Consider the following 16,517-nt stretch of genomic DNA (forward strand, 5'->3'; position numbering starts at 1 on the left):
CCACAATACCGCTATTTTTAGTTGTACTTTCAACAACACATCACTACCTTGATAAGACGATGCGGGTCTGGCTCTCAAATCGCCTCACCACAATTCATTTTGAGGAAATGAGAACATTATGAAACTTTCCAAGCACAAGTTTAGCTATCTTCAACAAATCGCGATTGTACATATTATCGCTGGCCTCATCACCATGCTATTGGCCTATTATGTAGGGACCTTTAGTGCCATCGTTTTAGGCTTATCGATCATTGCTTATGCCGCTGTAGGCTTATGGTTCAACCAACGACTACGCAAACAACTCGTCAAGCCAATCGATCATAGTAGTTACTGGTTGTTTTTAGCCGTGGGACTATTACTAACGCTGTTTCCTGGAATCACTTTAGGTCTAGCCGCCCTGTGTTTAGGCGGCGGTTTGATCATCTACGGTATCCAAAGTTTCAAAGGCTCACGACTAAACGCGGGGCAGCTTATTTGGGCGAAGTGCCGAGCGCTGTTTAGCATCTTACTCGGTCTAGTGATTATCTTATCGGGTGCCGCTGGACTGGCGTGGTTAATCGGCATGTTGTTTGGATTACATATCTTCTTCTACGGCATCAACTTATGGATGCTCAGCAAAGCATAGGGTATTGGCTAAAAGCACTCTCCCACTTCAGCCAATACCCGACGTCATATCTCGCGATTATTCCTTTAAAATAGCGATATTTTGTGCGCTGCTAAACTGTGAGCTAATGGGTTCGATATCTAGGGTCAAGCCAATGATATTTCCATCAACGATGATGGAGGTAATATCATTGCGCACCGGGTAAGCACCACACAGCTCTCCTTCATCACAAATACTCTCGTCCCTGTCGAGATCAGAAGTCACATAAAGACGATATTCACCGGCCTTCACTTGCGCAAAACTAAACGGGAACACTCCCCCAGTCATTGTCACCTGCTGTTGATAAGCTAGATTTTCTGTCACGGGATCAACCAAAAACACATAAACTAAACCACTATCATCGGCTTGCTGTTTGCTCACCGTCATCGATAAGCTGACTGGATATTCTCGACCATCGGAAGCGCTTAGAGTGATGGTGGTACTATAAGTACCATCGCTCAAATCAGTACGACTCACTTCAACCACATAGCGACCTAAGCCGTTACTATCGGCTTCACTGGAGTCAATGGTTAACCACCCAGCGTCTTTGGCCACACTTTGTACCGACAGGCCGCTATTCCCCACTAATGTTACAGTGAATTCAGCAGAACTTTCTGAAGAACTGAGGCTAATCTGACGAGTGCTTAAACGGAGATAACTAGAGATATTACCACTGCTATCAATTTGACTTTGCACCGCCTTCTCGGCATTTAATAAGCCATAACCATATTTATCATCTCGACCCACAGCACCAATATCATCACTGAGGCTCTCGCTGGCCAGTAAGTTCAAAAAATCTGCCGTGTTAAGGTTGGGATTAAGTTGTTTCATCAGCGCAACAACCCCAGCAACATGCGGACTAGCCATGCTGGTGCCATTTAAGTATTGGTAACTTGCAGTGAGACTAGCGCCTCTTTGATTCACATAAGTACTGTAGACCCCATCACCATAACCATCCCCATCTAAATCAACGCTACTATTGCCGCCCGGCGCAGCAATATCAATGTAACTGCCATAATTAGAATAAGAGGTAATCGTTTGGCTCGCGTCCACCGCACTAACACCAATAACATTGGCTAAGGCCGCAGGATAGCTTGCTTGGGAAGAGCTCTCGTTACCCGCTGCTGCGACCACAATAACGCCCTGAGCCACCGCAGCTTGTACGGCATCGTTTAATACTGAAGAACTACTGGTTCCGCCTAGGCTCATATTAATGACACTGGCAGCTTGTTTCGGCAAAAGACCCGAGGCATTGCTCAGGCCCGCCGCATATAAAATCGCCTGAGAAATATCATACAGCGTTCCGCCACCATAACCCAAGGCCCGTAAATTCATAATTTTCACATTGGGAGCGACACCTGCAACACCTATCGCATTGTCGGTTTGTGCCGCGATGGTGCCTGCCACGTGGGTGCCATGCCAAGATGAGCTACCATTGGTACCGCTCTGGTCGCCGGGGTCTTCAGGGTTACTATCAATGCCATCGCCATCAAGAGACATATCGCTATCAAGAATAAAATCGACACCATCATCGCTCAGTTGAGCTTGCAAATCTGGATGACTTTGGAACATCCCGGTATCGATTACCGCCACCACAACATCGTTCATGGTTTGCCCTTGCATTGCTTGCCAAGCTGCCGCTAAATTAATTTGCTGATAATGCCATTGGCGAGCCACTAAGGGATCGTTAGATAATGCACTGGGCCGATAAAGATAATTAGGCGTCACCTTATCACTTCCCAGCCGATGGGCCATTTGCTTCACTTTCAGCAAACTGCGTTTCTTCGCGCTATATTCGGCGGAAGCGTTATCGGAAAATCCAGCCACCTCAGGCGCGCTGGTGCTAGTCCCCAATGAGCGGACCCGAGCACCACTCTGCTGCTGATACAAGCTCATGGTTGGGCCAGCGCTCAGTAGCGATAACTCATCATCGGTGGTAGTCATGGCACGCGCCAAAGTTTGTGCTTGCTTGACTACGATTTGATCGTTCACAAAATCCTGTTGGGTGCTCAAGTACTGCCCAGCCGCCGTACTTTGCTGGTTTTGTGCAATCAAACGTAGAGTATAATTACCACGAGAGAGAGTTTGATTGGCATCCGTATAAGTGGTCACGAGTACATAGTAGCTGTCGGCTGCATCGACACTGAGGTATTCAGTTTGATTCACGCCAATAGAGCTCGCCACCTCCGTGCTCAGATCACTAACTCGATACAAAGCCAGATCAAAATCACTATTCGCAGCGCTTCCCTGTTGCCAGTCGGCGATTTCTAAAAATATCGACTGGCCCTGCTCTAAATCTACTTTATAAACATCAATATCATCATTCTCGTCGGCAAACCGATCATCGGCCACCCCCGTCGCTTCACTCGTTAAATAGCCACTAACTACGGCAATCGGTGGGAGTTGTTGCGCGGTACTGCTGGTATTGTTGGTTACATAAGGAGCATTAAAATCATTTACATCACTATCAATGACAGTATTCGATAATACGTTTGCGGTCCCTGAAAGCAGATAGCTTGGGAGTTCTTCTGTGACATTACCGTCACTACTACCATTACTCTCCCCACCCCCACCACAGGCAAACAAGCTTAATGCAAGTAACCAAAGCACAATAATTTTCATATATTCCCTTACCTAAACCGACACATTCTTCATGCCATCATATTCAATCTTCATCAAAAGAACATGTGAAGATATAATATCACTTAGGTTTTTTACATTTATGCTATGTAAAACAAAGGGTATTAAATTGTAAAGAATTGTCATGAGTCCAATCTTACTGCGCGGTGATCTCACTTGAAAACGACTGACGCGCTTTCACTCAGCGATGTAATACGCAGCAACATTAGCGGGTATTGAAGAGAAGTGAAATACCAAGACTCCTCTCAATCAAAGAACAGCCAGCGATTAACTATTCTCTTCTATACCTTTTTGTTGATTAATTTTGGCTGCTTGAGCATCGAGAATGGCTTGAGGAATTGTCCCCTTGGTTTTAATTGCCCCGGTGAGGTTGGCTGCGGTTTTCGATTCAGTCGCTTCAGCCGATTCGGTCACTCCTGCAATTTTAGACCCGACCGCCTCTACTAAATCGCTGACACCTGAAATTTTGGACTCTGCACCAAGCGCCTGCTCTCCGATAGCTTTCACTTGGTCCAAGGCCGTTTGTTGGCCGACACTTTCCACGCTTGATGTCACTGCCGTGGCAATTGGGTTACCTGATAAACCAGCAACCAAAGCTGCCGCAAGCGTTTGCCCGAGTTGAGTAAATTGTGCTTCGATATCAGTTTTTAAGCCACTTTGTAATAAATCAGTTCCCGCTAAACCCGCAGCGATAGGATTTCCAGAGGCTAAACCTAAACCTAAATCCAAAGCTTTAGGCGCCAATTCTTCAAGACTTAGATCCTTCGGCTCAGCCTTTGCGGTTTGTTCCTCGGTGGTGAGCTTATCAGCCGCTTGCCCTAAGGACTCCGTAGCACTTGAATCACCTAACTGAAGCACTTGCTTTAGGGTTTCAGCAAAACCACCATTACTACTTTCTTCCGCGGTCTGTTGAGCGTTTACCTCGATAAGCTTAGGTTTATAAGCGATATCTTGGGTTGCGAGTGGCGTCGAGTTATAAGTGCTGCTCATTGTATCTTCCTTGCTAATTAATTGAGTCGTCTAGGGCAAAAGGGTCTTGATTAACCGCGACCAACACATCCCTAATTTGAATATTTGCCATTTCCGAGTAGCGCTGTGTGCTTAACACGGCTCGATCTGACTGTACCGATACAACCGTGAGTTGAGTATTGTCGGCATTAAAGATCGGGCCTTTTAAACCACCATCAAGATGCATCAGATATTGCTGACGAACCAGTTCAAATTTATCCCCTTTACGCACGCCGTTTACTCGTCCGATATTAATCACAACCTGACCATTATAGATACCAACAACTTTGGCGAGGCTTTGTCGGCAATACAACGAATCTTCAACATCTTGAACTGACTGCTCTATATAGGAATCAATCAGTTTGCCATAATCCGAAGACCAAAACGTTTCACCAGTTACATCAAACTTCATAGTGACATCAAACGGCCACTCTCGATTCGAGCCATAATTTTTACGTAAAACAGTCTCTCCATTGATTCCATCAATCACAAACAACTTCATCTGAAAGTTTCGTTGTTTCACCGTATCACTGATGCCCAGCAGATTGGTGGAAGTCTCGTTATAACTGGACATATCGACGATTTGACCAAACAGGATGTATTGCACATCGAATTTTTCCGATAACGAACGAGCGAACGTTAGCATTTGCGATTCTAAATCATGCGAGTAACGACCATCCAAAGCAATTTGCTGAGTCATTAAATGACGCGCATCCACCCGCTTGCTGTTTTGCTTGAAACGATGAAAAACTCTTCGTGATACCTCTTCCGGTGTACGATAAATTCCGCCCAACTGAGCATGCTCACGCTTTTGTAGCTGAAAAGGACCAACAAATAAGGTCTTCGCATAACTGTCCTTTTCACAGCTATTAAGGGGAAAGATATCAGCCGCGACTTTCACCACAATCTGGTCTTCCTTGATCGTCTCAACTAACAGCTTCATGTCATACACTTCGCCATTAGTGCGAACCGTTAGTTCATCGGTTTCCAGCACTCCAGATTTAACAACCTGCAAAGACTTAACGCTCGCCCCACCCCGATACATTAATGTGATCAACGCAGCTTGGATCGCTTGCTGGCGAGCAGTATCGACTTGACCATCAATAATCCGCGCCTGTCCTTCTCCCTCCAGCCACACGCCGTAACAAGGAACAACCAATAGCGCATACAAAAAAGCACTAGAGTAAATCAATCTCAATAGGTGCATCATCAACTTCCTATAAGGGCCACATACTTCCACCTAGGAACGAAGACAACCAACCTTGAGTTTGCACGTCGGCATGATCCCCTGTACCACTAAACTCGATCCGTGCATCGGCCACTTGATAAGAGCCGATCGTATTATTTTCCGCAACATCTAGAGGCCGAACAATACCGGTAAACCGCATATACTCTTTCCCGTTATTAATTACCAGCCACTTCTCTCCGCGTACCACCAGGTTGCCATTGTTAAGAATGTCGACCACCGATACCGTAATTCTCCCAGATAAACGATGTCGTTGATTGGCGTCTGAAGAACCATCAAAATCTTGCTTCTGATTCATTTCTAGTTGCACTTCTCGACCATTAATAGTCAAGGTGCCACCAGGTACCGAAATCGGATCCAACTTATAGCTATTTTCTTTCCCCAGAGTTGAACTAGCCGACTTAGTCGCAGTTGCTTCCTCATCAAGTAAAATGGTGATGGTATCGCCTAAAGCGAAAGGAGGTGTATAACTATATAAACTCCGCGAAGTGTTGCTGTTAAACATCGAGCCGGTCACAATCACTGGTGCCGCCGCAGGGCCGGGTTCAATAGGCGCATAGTAAGGGTCATCTGGAATTGGTGAACGATGATCGGTACTCACCGTGACTTGTCGCTGACTACTGTCTTCATGCTCTTGGACGCTTTCCACAACATCTTCTACGCCCTCTTTAATAGTCGAACATGCAGCTAACAAGGCTATACTGCACATCACCATCATCCTAGTTATCATTGATCTATTCCCACTTCCGCTAGTTCCGTTTATTACTCTTTCATATACTTTACTGAAGAGGACTGAACGCCCCTTTTAATTAGCTGCTTAAATAAAACATAAACAACTTATAGCAAAGCAAATGCCACTAACGTCATTAGAAACACATCCTTACGAAGATCTAATCGACACAAACGTGTAATCACCGACAACAATCCGTCGCTTAGGTCATTCACCAATGACTTAATGCAAATTAAATGCCACTAAATTCATATATTTCAGCATTTTATGTTAATTTTGAAATTTGATGTAAATTTTTATTTAGCGCTGCCGATAAACAATATGACTGTTGTTTATTAACTAAACAGTAAAATCCATGTAGAATCGGCAAATCTTGCCTGTGGACGGCAAAAAATTGTCATAAAAAAATGAAACTGCGGAAAAACATTTCCCATAAGCTTATGATTTATAAATAGGAATTGTTCAATCCAAGAGCATATAATGTAATATTCGAAGTAGTCCCCCTCCCACACATAACGGCTTCTTAACAGATGTTCTTCCAAAACTATTTTTACAGTGCTTGATTACTTCTTGATTCAGAGACTGTACTGCTAAACTCGATACCCCCCGCTAAAAGAGCCCGCTTATTAAACTCTTATCGATATGACTTAGGAATATTTTTGCAGCAGAAAATGCCAAGACCATCGACGCCATTTATTCAAGCTCATAGCGTTCACCAGCCAGTTTTAGATCTGAAGCAAATCAAAAGATAAACCAGCCCTTAAAGCACTCGATCAATATGCCGAGCAACTAATGTCAAAAGACCTTATAAATTAAATCGTCAAATAATTTGAAACTATTAATGCGGAAACTACTATTAAGTTGAGTTGCTTACTTTATAACCTTAAAAACCGAAGTTGATTTCTATGTCCCATAAATTGGTTTAGCTACTAAATTTTTCTAGGAAAGAAAGTACGTCTCGATTACGGTGAATTGCTTTTCATAGACTAACAAGATCAAATTTATCCAATGATGATAATTCAAGCATAGGGTAATAATTGATCGCATGACTGGTAACTAGACCCCAAGTAACACCGTTGCTGGGCCAAAATGGTAATAGACAAATGTTAAAACTTAAAGATATTAGAGTCAGTATTAAACTTAGCATCCTTATTAGTGTCGCAATCATAGGCTTTATAAGTCTGTCGCTAATTTCGGCAAACACCCTCAGCCGTAACTTAACCTTTGAACGAGAATCACGCCTCAAGGCAGTGGTTAATGCGGCTCTCAGCCAAATAGCCGACTTCAATCAACGATATTCTAAAGAAGAAGCTCAAGCTCGAACCAAGGAGTTGATCGAAGCAACTCGTTTTGATGGTAATAACTACCTATATATTATTGATACTTCACGCCGAATATTAGCTCATCCGATACGGGCCGATCTGATTGGTCAGCAAATGGGCGACGCAAGCAAAGGCTCCAAAGAACACTATTGGTACGACATGGTTAATGCTGGGCAGAGGCCAAATGGTGGCATCGTTACCTACCCTTGGACTAATGGCAACATGCAAGCCTCGAATAAAATAGCCTATCTTCGAAATTTTCAAGCTTGGGGGTGGATCGTCGGTGCAGGAATGCTAACCGACGACATTGCTCAAGAAGTGAACAATCAGGTGTTAAAAATGGCGGGAGCCACCTTGCTGATTATCGTTATTATGATCCTGTTGGGTTATATCATTAGCTCTTCCGTAGTGAAACCGCTTGAAGACATTAAGCAAGCGATGAAATCAGTCGCCGATGGCGATCTCACGGCCAAAATTCCAGTTCATGGCCAAGATGAAATTGGTATTGTTGCCATGCGAATTAACGAAAGTATTCGCTCGGTTCGTAAGGCTTTACTTGAGTCGGTGAACTCAGCGAAACAACTAGCAGATGCTGCAACACGCATCGCCTCTTCTGCAGAAGAAACAAGTCAAGCAGTGACCAATCAACGAGACCAACTAAACCAACTAGCCACAGCGATGAATCAAATGTCGGCAACCGTTGCCGAAGTGGCAGGTTATGCTGAATCTACTGCAACTGACACAATTAATGCCAGTAAAGAGGCAAAACTTGGTAATAACGACGTAAGTTTAAGTGTTGATAGCATTAAAACTTTATCCGTTGAACTAGAATCGGCCACCGATCAAGTGAATAAGTTAAAAGAAGGAGTGATGGAGATCAGTGATGTCACCTCAGTGATCAGTAGTATTTCTGAACAAACCAACTTGCTCGCATTAAACGCTGCCATTGAAGCCGCTCGAGCCGGAGAACAAGGTCGAGGATTTGCGGTCGTCGCCGATGAAGTTAGAAATTTAGCAGCAAGGACTAATCAATCAACCGAAGAGATCCAAAGCACAATTAATCGCCTACAAAAACTCGCCGTTGATACCGCCAGTGTGATGCAAAAAAGTAAAGACTTAGCGCATGTTAGCGTTCAATCCGCAGAAAGTTGCGGCAGCGATCTAGGAACCATTGTCAGTCATATTGAACATGTAAGTGACCAATCGACCCAAATCGCAACGGCTGCCGAAGAACAGAGTGCGGTTGCAGAAGATATGAATCGTAATGTGTCAGGAATTAATGACGCTGCCTTAGAAATGACTCAAGCATCCGGTTATCTTGCTTCAGAAAGCGAAACCTTAGCCAGTATGTCACAACAATTGGATGAGAGATTATCGCTTTTTAAACTTCAATGACAGGCTATACATGACAAACAAAGCTTTGTTGAATAAAAATAGAGCTTCACATTAAAACCTTAAACCGCAGCGCTTCCGACCTACGGAGGCGCTAGCAACGCGCAACAGGTCGTTTTTAGCGAAACATCGTATGTGTAAGGCATAAAAAAGCCTATCCGTGAGGATAGGCTTTCTCTCAATCGGTGTCTGGCAATATCCAGCCGACTTTCACATGGCTTGTTCATGAACATCGGTTCGCCTTGGCTGCCCTTGCTAAATCTCAAACATAAAAAAAGCCTATCCGTGAGGATAGGCTTTCTCTAAATAGGCGCCTAGCAATATCCAGCCCACTTTCACATGGCAATTTCAGACATAAAAAAACCCAGCACATAGCTGGGTTTTTAAAATAGGTGCCTGGCAGTGACCTACTTTCACATGGGGAGACCCCACACTATCATCGGCGCAGTTGCGTTTCACTTCTGAGTTCGGCATGGGTTCAGGTGGTTCCACAACGCTATTGCCACCAGGCAAAAACTTGTTGTCTTTAACATTCGAAAAAACTGATATATCCCACGAGTATAACAAGCACTCTTGGTTTCTAAAATAAAGTATCTATAAGCAACACCCTTTAGGTGTTGTATGGTTAAGCCTCACGGGTAATTAGTACAAGTTAGCTCAATGCCTCACAGCACTTACACACCTTGCCTATCAACGTTGTAGTCTCCAACGGCCCTTCAGAGGACTTAAAGTCCTAGTGAGAATTAATCTCAAGGCCTGCTTCCCGCTTAGATGCTTTCAGCGGTTATCAGTTCCGAACGTAGCTACTGGGCAATGCTATTGGCATAACAACCCAAACACCAGCGGTTCGTCCACTCCGGTCCTCTCGTACTAGGAGCAGCTCCCTTCAATTCTCAAACGCCCACGGCAGATAGGGACCGAACTGTCTCACGACGTTCTAAACCCAGCTCGCGTACCACTTTAAATGGCGAACAGCCATACCCTTGGGACCGACTTCAGCCCCAGGATGTGATGAGCCGACATCGAGGTGCCAAACACCGCCGTCGATATGAACTCTTGGGCGGTATCAGCCTGTTATCCCCGGAGTACCTTTTATCCGTTGAGCGATGGCCCTTCCATACAGAACCACCGGATCACTATGACCTACTTTCGTACCTGCTCGACGTGTCTGTCTCGCAGTTAAGCTGGCTTATGCCATTGCACTAACCGTACGATGTCCGACCGTACTTAGCCAACCTTCGTGCTCCTCCGTTACTCTTTGGGAGGAGACCGCCCCAGTCAAACTACCCACCAGACACTGTCCGCATCCCGGATAACGGGACAACGTTAGAACATCAACACTACAAGGGTGGTATTTCAAGGTCGGCTCCACATCATCTAGCGACAACGCTTCAAAGCCTCCCACCTATCCTACACATGTAGGGTCAATGTTCAGTGTCAAGCTGTAGTAAAGGTTCACGGGGTCTTTCCGTCTAGCCGCGGGTACACCGCATCTTCACGGCAATTTCAATTTCACTGAGTCTCGGGTGGAGACAGCTTGGCCATCATTACGCCATTCGTGCAGGTCGGAACTTACCCGACAAGGAATTTCGCTACCTTAGGACCGTTATAGTTACGGCCGCCGTTTACCGGGGCTTCGATCAATAGCTTCGCTTGCGCTAACCACATCAATTAACCTTCCGGCACCGGGCAGGCGTCACACCGTATACGTCATCTTTCGATTTAGCACAGTGCTGTGTTTTTAATAAACAGTTGCAGCCAACTGGTATCTGCGACTGCCGTCAGCTTAGGGAGCAAGTCCCATCACCAACAGCAGCGTACCTTCTCCCGAAGTTACGGTACCATTTTGCCTAGTTCCTTCACCCGAGTTCTCTCAAGCGCCTTGGTATTCTCTACCCAACCACCTGTGTCGGTTTGGGGTACGGTTTCGTATAATCTGAAGCTTAGAGACTTTTCCTGGAAGCAGGGCATCAACCACTTCATCACCTTAGTGACTCGTCATCAATCCTCAGCCTTAGACACCCGGATTTTCCTAAGTGTCCAGCCTACAACCTTAAACGCGGACAACCAAACGCCGCGCTGGCCTAGCCTTCTCCGTCCTCCCATCGCAATTATACGAAGTACAGGAATATTAACCTGTTTCCCATCGACTACACTTTTCAGTCTCGCCTTAGGGGCCGACTCACCCTGCTCTGATTAACATTGAACAGGAAACCTTGGTCTTTCGGCGAGGGGGCTTTTCACCCCCTTTATCGTTACTCATGTCAACATTCGCACTTCTGATACCTCCAGCAATCCTTACGAATCACCTTCAACGGCTTACAGAACGCTCCTCTACCGCACTTGCAAAGCAAGTACCCGTAGCTTCGGTGCATAGCTTAGCCCCGTTACATCTTCCGCGCAGGCCGACTCGACCAGTGAGCTATTACGCTTTCTTTAAATGATGGCTGCTTCTAAGCCAACATCCTGGCTGTCTAAGCCTTCCCACATCGTTTCCCACTTAGCTATGACTTTGGGACCTTAGCTGACGGTCTGGGTTGTTTCCCTTTTCACGACGGACGTTAGCACCCGCCGTGTGTCTCCCGGATAGTACTTAGTGGTATTCGGAGTTTGCAAAGGGTTGGTAAGTCGGGATGACCCCCTAGCCTTAACAGTGCTCTACCCCCACTAGTATTCGTCCGAGGCGCTACCTAAATAGCTTTCGAGGAGAACCAGCTATCTCCCGGTTTGATTGGCCTTTCACCCCCAGCCACAAGTCATCCGCTAATTTTTCAACATTAGTCGGTTCGGTCCTCCAATTGGTGTTACCCAATCTTCAACCTGCCCATGGCTAGATCACCGGGTTTCGGGTCTAATCCCAGCAACTATGCGCGCAGTTAACACTCGGTTTCCCTACGGCTCCGCTATTCGCTTAACCTTGCTACTGAAATTAAGTCGTTGACCCATTATACAAAAGGTACGCAGTCACCCCACAAAGAGGCTCCCACTGCTTGTACGTATACGGTTTCAGGTTCTATTTCACTCCCCTCACAGGGGTTCTTTTCGCCTTTCCCTCACGGTACTGGTTCACTATCGGTCAGTCAGGAGTATTTAGCCTTGGAGGATGGTCCCCCCATATTCAGACAACATATCACGTGTGCCGTCCTACTCGTTTTCACTTCAAATCACCTTTCGTGTACGGGGCTATCACCCGCTACGGCCAAACTTTCCAGCTTGTTCCACTAAATTATAAGAAGCTTAAGGGCTAATCCGGGTTCGCTCGCCGCTACTACCAGAATCTCGGTTGATTTCTTTTCCTCCGGGTACTTAGATGTTTCAGTTCCCCGGGTTCGCCTCGCAACGCTATGTATTCACGTTACGATACTGCATAAAATGCAGTGGGTTTCCCCATTCGGAAATCCATGTCTATTACGTCTTTTATCGACTCAACATGGCTTATCGCAGATTAACACGTCCTTCATCGCCTCTGACTGCCAAGGCATCCACCGTATACGCTTAGTCACTTAACCATACAACACCTAAATGTTGTCGCTTAAATCACTTGAATGGTCAGGCTGTATAAATCCTGCCACTCGAGTACGATCACCTTATTTTTTTGAATACCAAAAACACTTGTTATTTCACTCGTATTTTTGAGATATTTTTTATCAGCTTTTCCAAATTGTTAAAGAGCATTCGGCTTCTTAGAAACCAAAGCTAAGCACTGTATCAACATAATGCTTAGCTTTATTTTCTTAAACCAAGAGAGAAATGGTATCCCGTACGAGATTTGAACTCGTGTTACCGCCGTGAAAGGGCGGTGTCCTAGGCCTCTAGACGAACGGGACACTGCGTTAGCTGTTCTCGTTGGTTCTAAACCACACTAGAACTTCTCTCTTTATCTTCTATCAAGCAATCTGTGTGAACACGTCACAAAACATAAACGTTCATAATAAGGAGGTGATCCAGCCCCAGGTTCCCCTAGGGCTACCTTGTTACGACTTCACCCCAGTCATGAACCACAAAGTGGTGAGCGTCCTCCCGAAGGTTAAACTACCCACTTCTTTTGCAGCCCACTCCCATGGTGTGACGGGCGGTGTGTACAAGGCCCGGGAACGTATTCACCGTGGCATTCTGATCCACGATTACTAGCGATTCCGACTTCACGGAGTCGAGTTGCAGACTCCGATCCGGACTACGACATGCTTTCTGGGGTCCGCTTGCTCTCGCGAGTTCGCATCCCTCTGTACATGCCATTGTAGCACGTGTGTAGCCCTGCCCGTAAGGGCCATGATGACTTGACGTCGTCCCCACCTTCCTCCGGTTTATCACCGGCAGTCTCCCTAGAGTTCCCACCATCACGTGCTGGCAAATAAGGATAAGGGTTGCGCTCGTTGCGGGACTTAACCCAACATCTCACGACACGAGCTGACGACAGCCATGCAGCACCTGTATCTAAGTTCCCGAAGGCACCAATCCATCTCTGGAAAGTTCTTAGTATGTCAAGGGCAGGTAAGGTTCTTCGCGTTGCATCGAATTAAACCACATGCTCCACCGCTTGTGCGGGCCCCCGTCAATTCATTTGAGTTTTAACCTTGCGGCCGTACTCCCCAGGCGGTCTACTTAATGCGTTAGCTGCGTTACCCACGGGTTAAACCCACAGACAACTAGTAGACATCGTTTACGGCGTGGACTACCAGGGTATCTAATCCTGTTTGCTCCCCACGCTTTCGTACATGAGCGTCAGTTTTTGTCCAGGTGGCCGCCTTCGCCACTGGTATTCCTTCAGATCTCTACGCATTTCACCGCTACACCTGAAATTCTACCACCCTCTACAAAACTCTAGCTTCCCAGTTCCAAATGCCATTCCCAGGTTGAGCCCGGGGATTTCACATCTGGCTTAAAAAGCCGCCTGCGTACGCTTTACGCCCAGTAATTCCGATTAACGCTCGGACCCTCCGTATTACCGCGGCTGCTGGCACGGAGTTAGCCGGTCCTTCTTCTGTCGCTAACGTCAAACAATATACGTATTAAGCATATTGCCTTCCTCACAACTGAAAGTGCTTTACAACCCGAAGGCCTTCTTCACACACGCGGCATGGCTGCATCAGGCTTTCGCCCATTGTGCAATATTCCCCACTGCTGCCTCCCGTAGGAGTCTGGGCCGTGTCTCAGTCCCAGTGTGGCTGATCATCCTCTCAAACCAGCTAGGGATCGTCGCCTTGGTGAGCCATTACCCCACCAACTAGCTAATCCCACTTGGGCTAATCTCTACGCGAAAGGCTCCGAAGAGTCCCCTCCTTTGGTCCGAAGACATTATGCGGTATTAGCAGTCGTTTCCAACTGTTGTCCCCCACGTAAAGGCATATTCCCAAGCATTACTCACCCGTCCGCCGCTCGTCATCTTCTAGCAAGCTAGAAATGTTACCGCTCGACTTGCATGTGTTAAGCCTGCCGCCAGCGTTCAATCTGAGCCATGATCAAACTCTTCAATCAAAGTTTTTTCGCTCAAAGTAAATACTGAAATTATTACTGTTAAAACAGTGTGTCACTCCAGTCCACTTAAGCTAATTTTTTTCGCTTAGTGCTCTGTGAGTGCTCACACAGATTGCTTGATAAATTGTTAAAGAGCGTTGCTTCTTGCGAAGCGAGGTGCGCATTCTACGCCATCCTCGGTGACTGTCAACCGCTTTTTTCAATCTTTTCCGAAGAACTTTTCTAAGGAAAGTTTGAAGCGTTTAACCGCCGCTGATAAAGCCTCAGGCCTTACCAACCCTGACCGCTTGCTGCTGCGCTATTGCGTGCTGCCCGCCGTGTCAGTGGAGTCGCATTATAGGGATCCGAGTTTTTAGCGCAAGTGTTTTTTGAATAAAAACGTAAAAATGTGACTTTATGGCGAAAAAAGGCACGAAGAGCTTATTATTCATACTTTGAAGGCCGAAATGAGCTAATTTGGACACTACAATTAGATACTGTGATATCTGTTTATCTTAACTTCGACATCGGTATTCACTATTGGCTTTCTTGGCGACGCTCATCCATTAGTCTTAAATTTCCTTTCTGATACAGTGCAACACTTTGTATTCAACGAGGGATAACGTAAGCTGGGAGCCAATCGTAATGGCAACAATGAGTGGAGATTGCAATGACCATTAAATCCTTTTCAGGCTATAGCCCGATTCTCGGCAAAGAAGTCTGGGTCGATCCTAGCGCTGTCCTATATGGTGAGATCAAACTTGGTGATGACGTAAGTATCTGGCCCTTGGTCGCCGCTCGAGGTGATGTGAACCATATTCATATAGGTGCTCGCTCGAATATACAGGATGGCAGTGTTTTACATGTCACCCGAAAAACTGAGAACCCACCCGATGGTTTCCCTCTACTCATCGGAGAAGATGTCACAGTAGGCCATAAAGCAATGTTACATGGTTGTACTATTGGTAATCGAGTATTAGTTGGGATGGGTGCCATCGTATTAGATGGGGTCGTAGTAGAAGACGAGGTAATGATCGGTGCCGGCAGTTTAGTCCCGCCAAATAAACGTTTAAGCTCTGGTTATCTTTATATGGGAAGTCCAGCCAAACAAGCTCGCCCCCTGAGTGAAAAAGAGAAAGCTTTTTTAGGCGAATCCGCACAAAACTACGTACGCTTAAAACAGCAATATCTTGAGAGTTAAACTTAACGGATCCTAAGCTTGGGAGACGTTGCATGATTGTACACAGCGAACAATCCCGAGCTCAGGCTAAATAACAAGGTCGCCGTTGGGTTCGAAATCTTCTTGTTGTAATTTCTGCTCTAGCAGATCTTCAATATCAAACTGAACACTGTGATAAGCCTCCAACATTTTCGCATCATTATTCAAGGGTAAACCGACCAGGTGCTCTAAAGTACTTTTACGCACCGCGCACATTATCTTCGCCCCCATCACTTGAGCCGTAAACTCTACTCGCTGATTGACCGACTGCCAGTGCTGGTCATCACTAATAATAATTGCTTGATTCATAAATCGCTTACTCCTAGTAACACTTGTCTTGTTTTATCGATTTGTTTTAAAGTGTTGTCATTGTTAACACAAACTGCAAGTGAATATTAAATGATTAGATGGCAATGGCTGAGCTTCGAACAATTAACTAATCAGCAACTCTATCAGGTACTGGAGCTCAGAGAGTCGGTGTTTGTGGTCGAACAAAATTGTCCCTATCAAGACGCCGATGGCAAAGATCCGGAAGCTTGGCACCTATTGGGCAGCACCCCCCAGCAACAGTTACTTTGTTATGCTCGAGTATTTGAGCCTAGCCCATTAACGGCTAGTATTGGCCGAGTGGTCATCGCAGCCTCTGCCCGAGGGGACGGCCTAGGGCAGCAATTGATGCAACAAGCGATTGATTTTTGTCAGCAGCGTTGGCCACAAGCGCAGATTGCTATTTCGGCGCAACGCTATTTGGAAGATTTCTATCAAAAACTTGGTTTTGAAATCTGTAGCGAACCCTATCTAGAAGATGATATTCCTCACATCGGTATGCAATTTAGCGCAACCGCTTAGTGGTTTTTCTTCTT

General features: G+C 45.9%; 9 protein-coding genes, 1 tRNA gene and 3 rRNA genes. 4 read left to right on the plus strand and 9 right to left on the minus strand.

What is annotated here, in order from left to right:
- The first annotated feature begins 118 nt into the window (after window positions 1–118).
- Window positions 119–625 (plus strand): hypothetical protein, encoded by a 507-nt coding sequence (locus tag ACRRSY_RS21675; protein ID WP_432464016.1) that lies wholly within the window; start codon window positions 119–121, stop codon window positions 623–625.
- A gap of 57 nt (window positions 626–682) precedes the next feature.
- Here the strand turns inward: ACRRSY_RS21675 and ACRRSY_RS21680 are convergent, their stop codons facing one another.
- From ACRRSY_RS21680 to ACRRSY_RS21695, 4 genes are all read right to left on the minus strand, one after another.
- Window positions 683–3,265 (minus strand): S8 family peptidase, encoded by a 2,583-nt coding sequence (locus ACRRSY_RS21680; RefSeq protein ID WP_432464017.1) that lies wholly within the window; start codon window positions 3,263–3,265, stop codon window positions 683–685.
- Window positions 3,266–3,550: 285 nt separating this feature from the next.
- Entirely contained in the window at window positions 3,551–4,273 is a 723-nt protein-coding gene (locus tag ACRRSY_RS21685; protein ID WP_432460429.1) for a hypothetical protein, read from the minus strand.
- Window positions 4,274–4,286: 13 nt separating this feature from the next.
- Window positions 4,287–5,501: a flagellar assembly protein T N-terminal domain-containing protein gene (locus ACRRSY_RS21690; RefSeq protein WP_432464018.1), complete on the minus strand. Its 1,215-nt coding sequence runs from the start codon at window positions 5,499–5,501 to the stop codon at window positions 4,287–4,289.
- Window positions 5,502–5,508: 7 nt separating this feature from the next.
- Entirely contained in the window at window positions 5,509–6,267 is a 759-nt protein-coding gene (locus ACRRSY_RS21695) for a flagellar basal body L-ring protein FlgH (protein ID WP_432455486.1), read from the minus strand.
- A 1,103-nt stretch (window positions 6,268–7,370) separates the two neighbouring features.
- Between ACRRSY_RS21695 and ACRRSY_RS21700 the strand changes: the two genes are divergently transcribed.
- Window positions 7,371–8,984, plus strand: a complete 1,614-nt coding sequence (locus ACRRSY_RS21700; protein WP_432455485.1) for a methyl-accepting chemotaxis protein — start codon at window positions 7,371–7,373, stop codon at window positions 8,982–8,984.
- 391 nt (window positions 8,985–9,375) lie between these two features.
- On the opposite strand, the gene rrf is transcribed toward ACRRSY_RS21700, so the two are convergent.
- The 4 genes from rrf to ACRRSY_RS21720 all read right to left on the minus strand — a co-directional run bounded on the left by rrf (window position 9,376) and on the right by ACRRSY_RS21720 (window position 14,456).
- Window positions 9,376–9,491: ribosomal RNA gene (rrf, locus tag ACRRSY_RS21705) — 5S ribosomal RNA — on the minus strand.
- 111 nt (window positions 9,492–9,602) lie between these two features.
- Window positions 9,603–12,490 (minus strand): 23S ribosomal RNA (locus tag ACRRSY_RS21710).
- A 242-nt stretch (window positions 12,491–12,732) separates the two neighbouring features.
- Window positions 12,733–12,808: transfer RNA gene (locus ACRRSY_RS21715), tRNA-Glu, on the minus strand.
- A 105-nt stretch (window positions 12,809–12,913) separates the two neighbouring features.
- A 16S ribosomal RNA gene (locus ACRRSY_RS21720) occupies window positions 12,914–14,456 on the minus strand.
- The 16S, 23S and 5S rRNA genes sit together here with 1 tRNA gene alongside, the layout of an rRNA operon.
- A 649-nt stretch (window positions 14,457–15,105) precedes the next feature.
- On the opposite strand from ACRRSY_RS21720, the gene ACRRSY_RS21725 reads away from it, so the two are divergent.
- Complete coding sequence (locus ACRRSY_RS21725; RefSeq protein ID WP_432460431.1) at window positions 15,106–15,636, plus strand: gamma carbonic anhydrase family protein; 531 nt, start codon at window positions 15,106–15,108, stop codon at window positions 15,634–15,636.
- Window positions 15,637–15,702: 66 nt separating this feature from the next.
- Here the strand turns inward: ACRRSY_RS21725 and ACRRSY_RS21730 are convergent, their stop codons facing one another.
- Window positions 15,703–15,963, minus strand: a complete 261-nt coding sequence (locus tag ACRRSY_RS21730) for a DUF1488 domain-containing protein (protein ID WP_432460432.1) — start codon at window positions 15,961–15,963, stop codon at window positions 15,703–15,705.
- A gap of 90 nt (window positions 15,964–16,053) precedes the next feature.
- Here ACRRSY_RS21730 and ACRRSY_RS21735 point away from each other — a divergent pair, with 90 nt between their 5' ends.
- Window positions 16,054–16,503: a GNAT family N-acetyltransferase gene (locus tag ACRRSY_RS21735; RefSeq protein ID WP_432460433.1), complete on the plus strand. Its 450-nt coding sequence runs from the start codon at window positions 16,054–16,056 to the stop codon at window positions 16,501–16,503.
- The last annotated feature ends 14 nt before the right edge of the window (window positions 16,504–16,517 follow it).

This window comes from Agarivorans sp. QJM3NY_33 (assembly GCF_050870865.2).
GTDB lineage: Bacteria > Pseudomonadota > Gammaproteobacteria > Enterobacterales > Celerinatantimonadaceae > Agarivorans.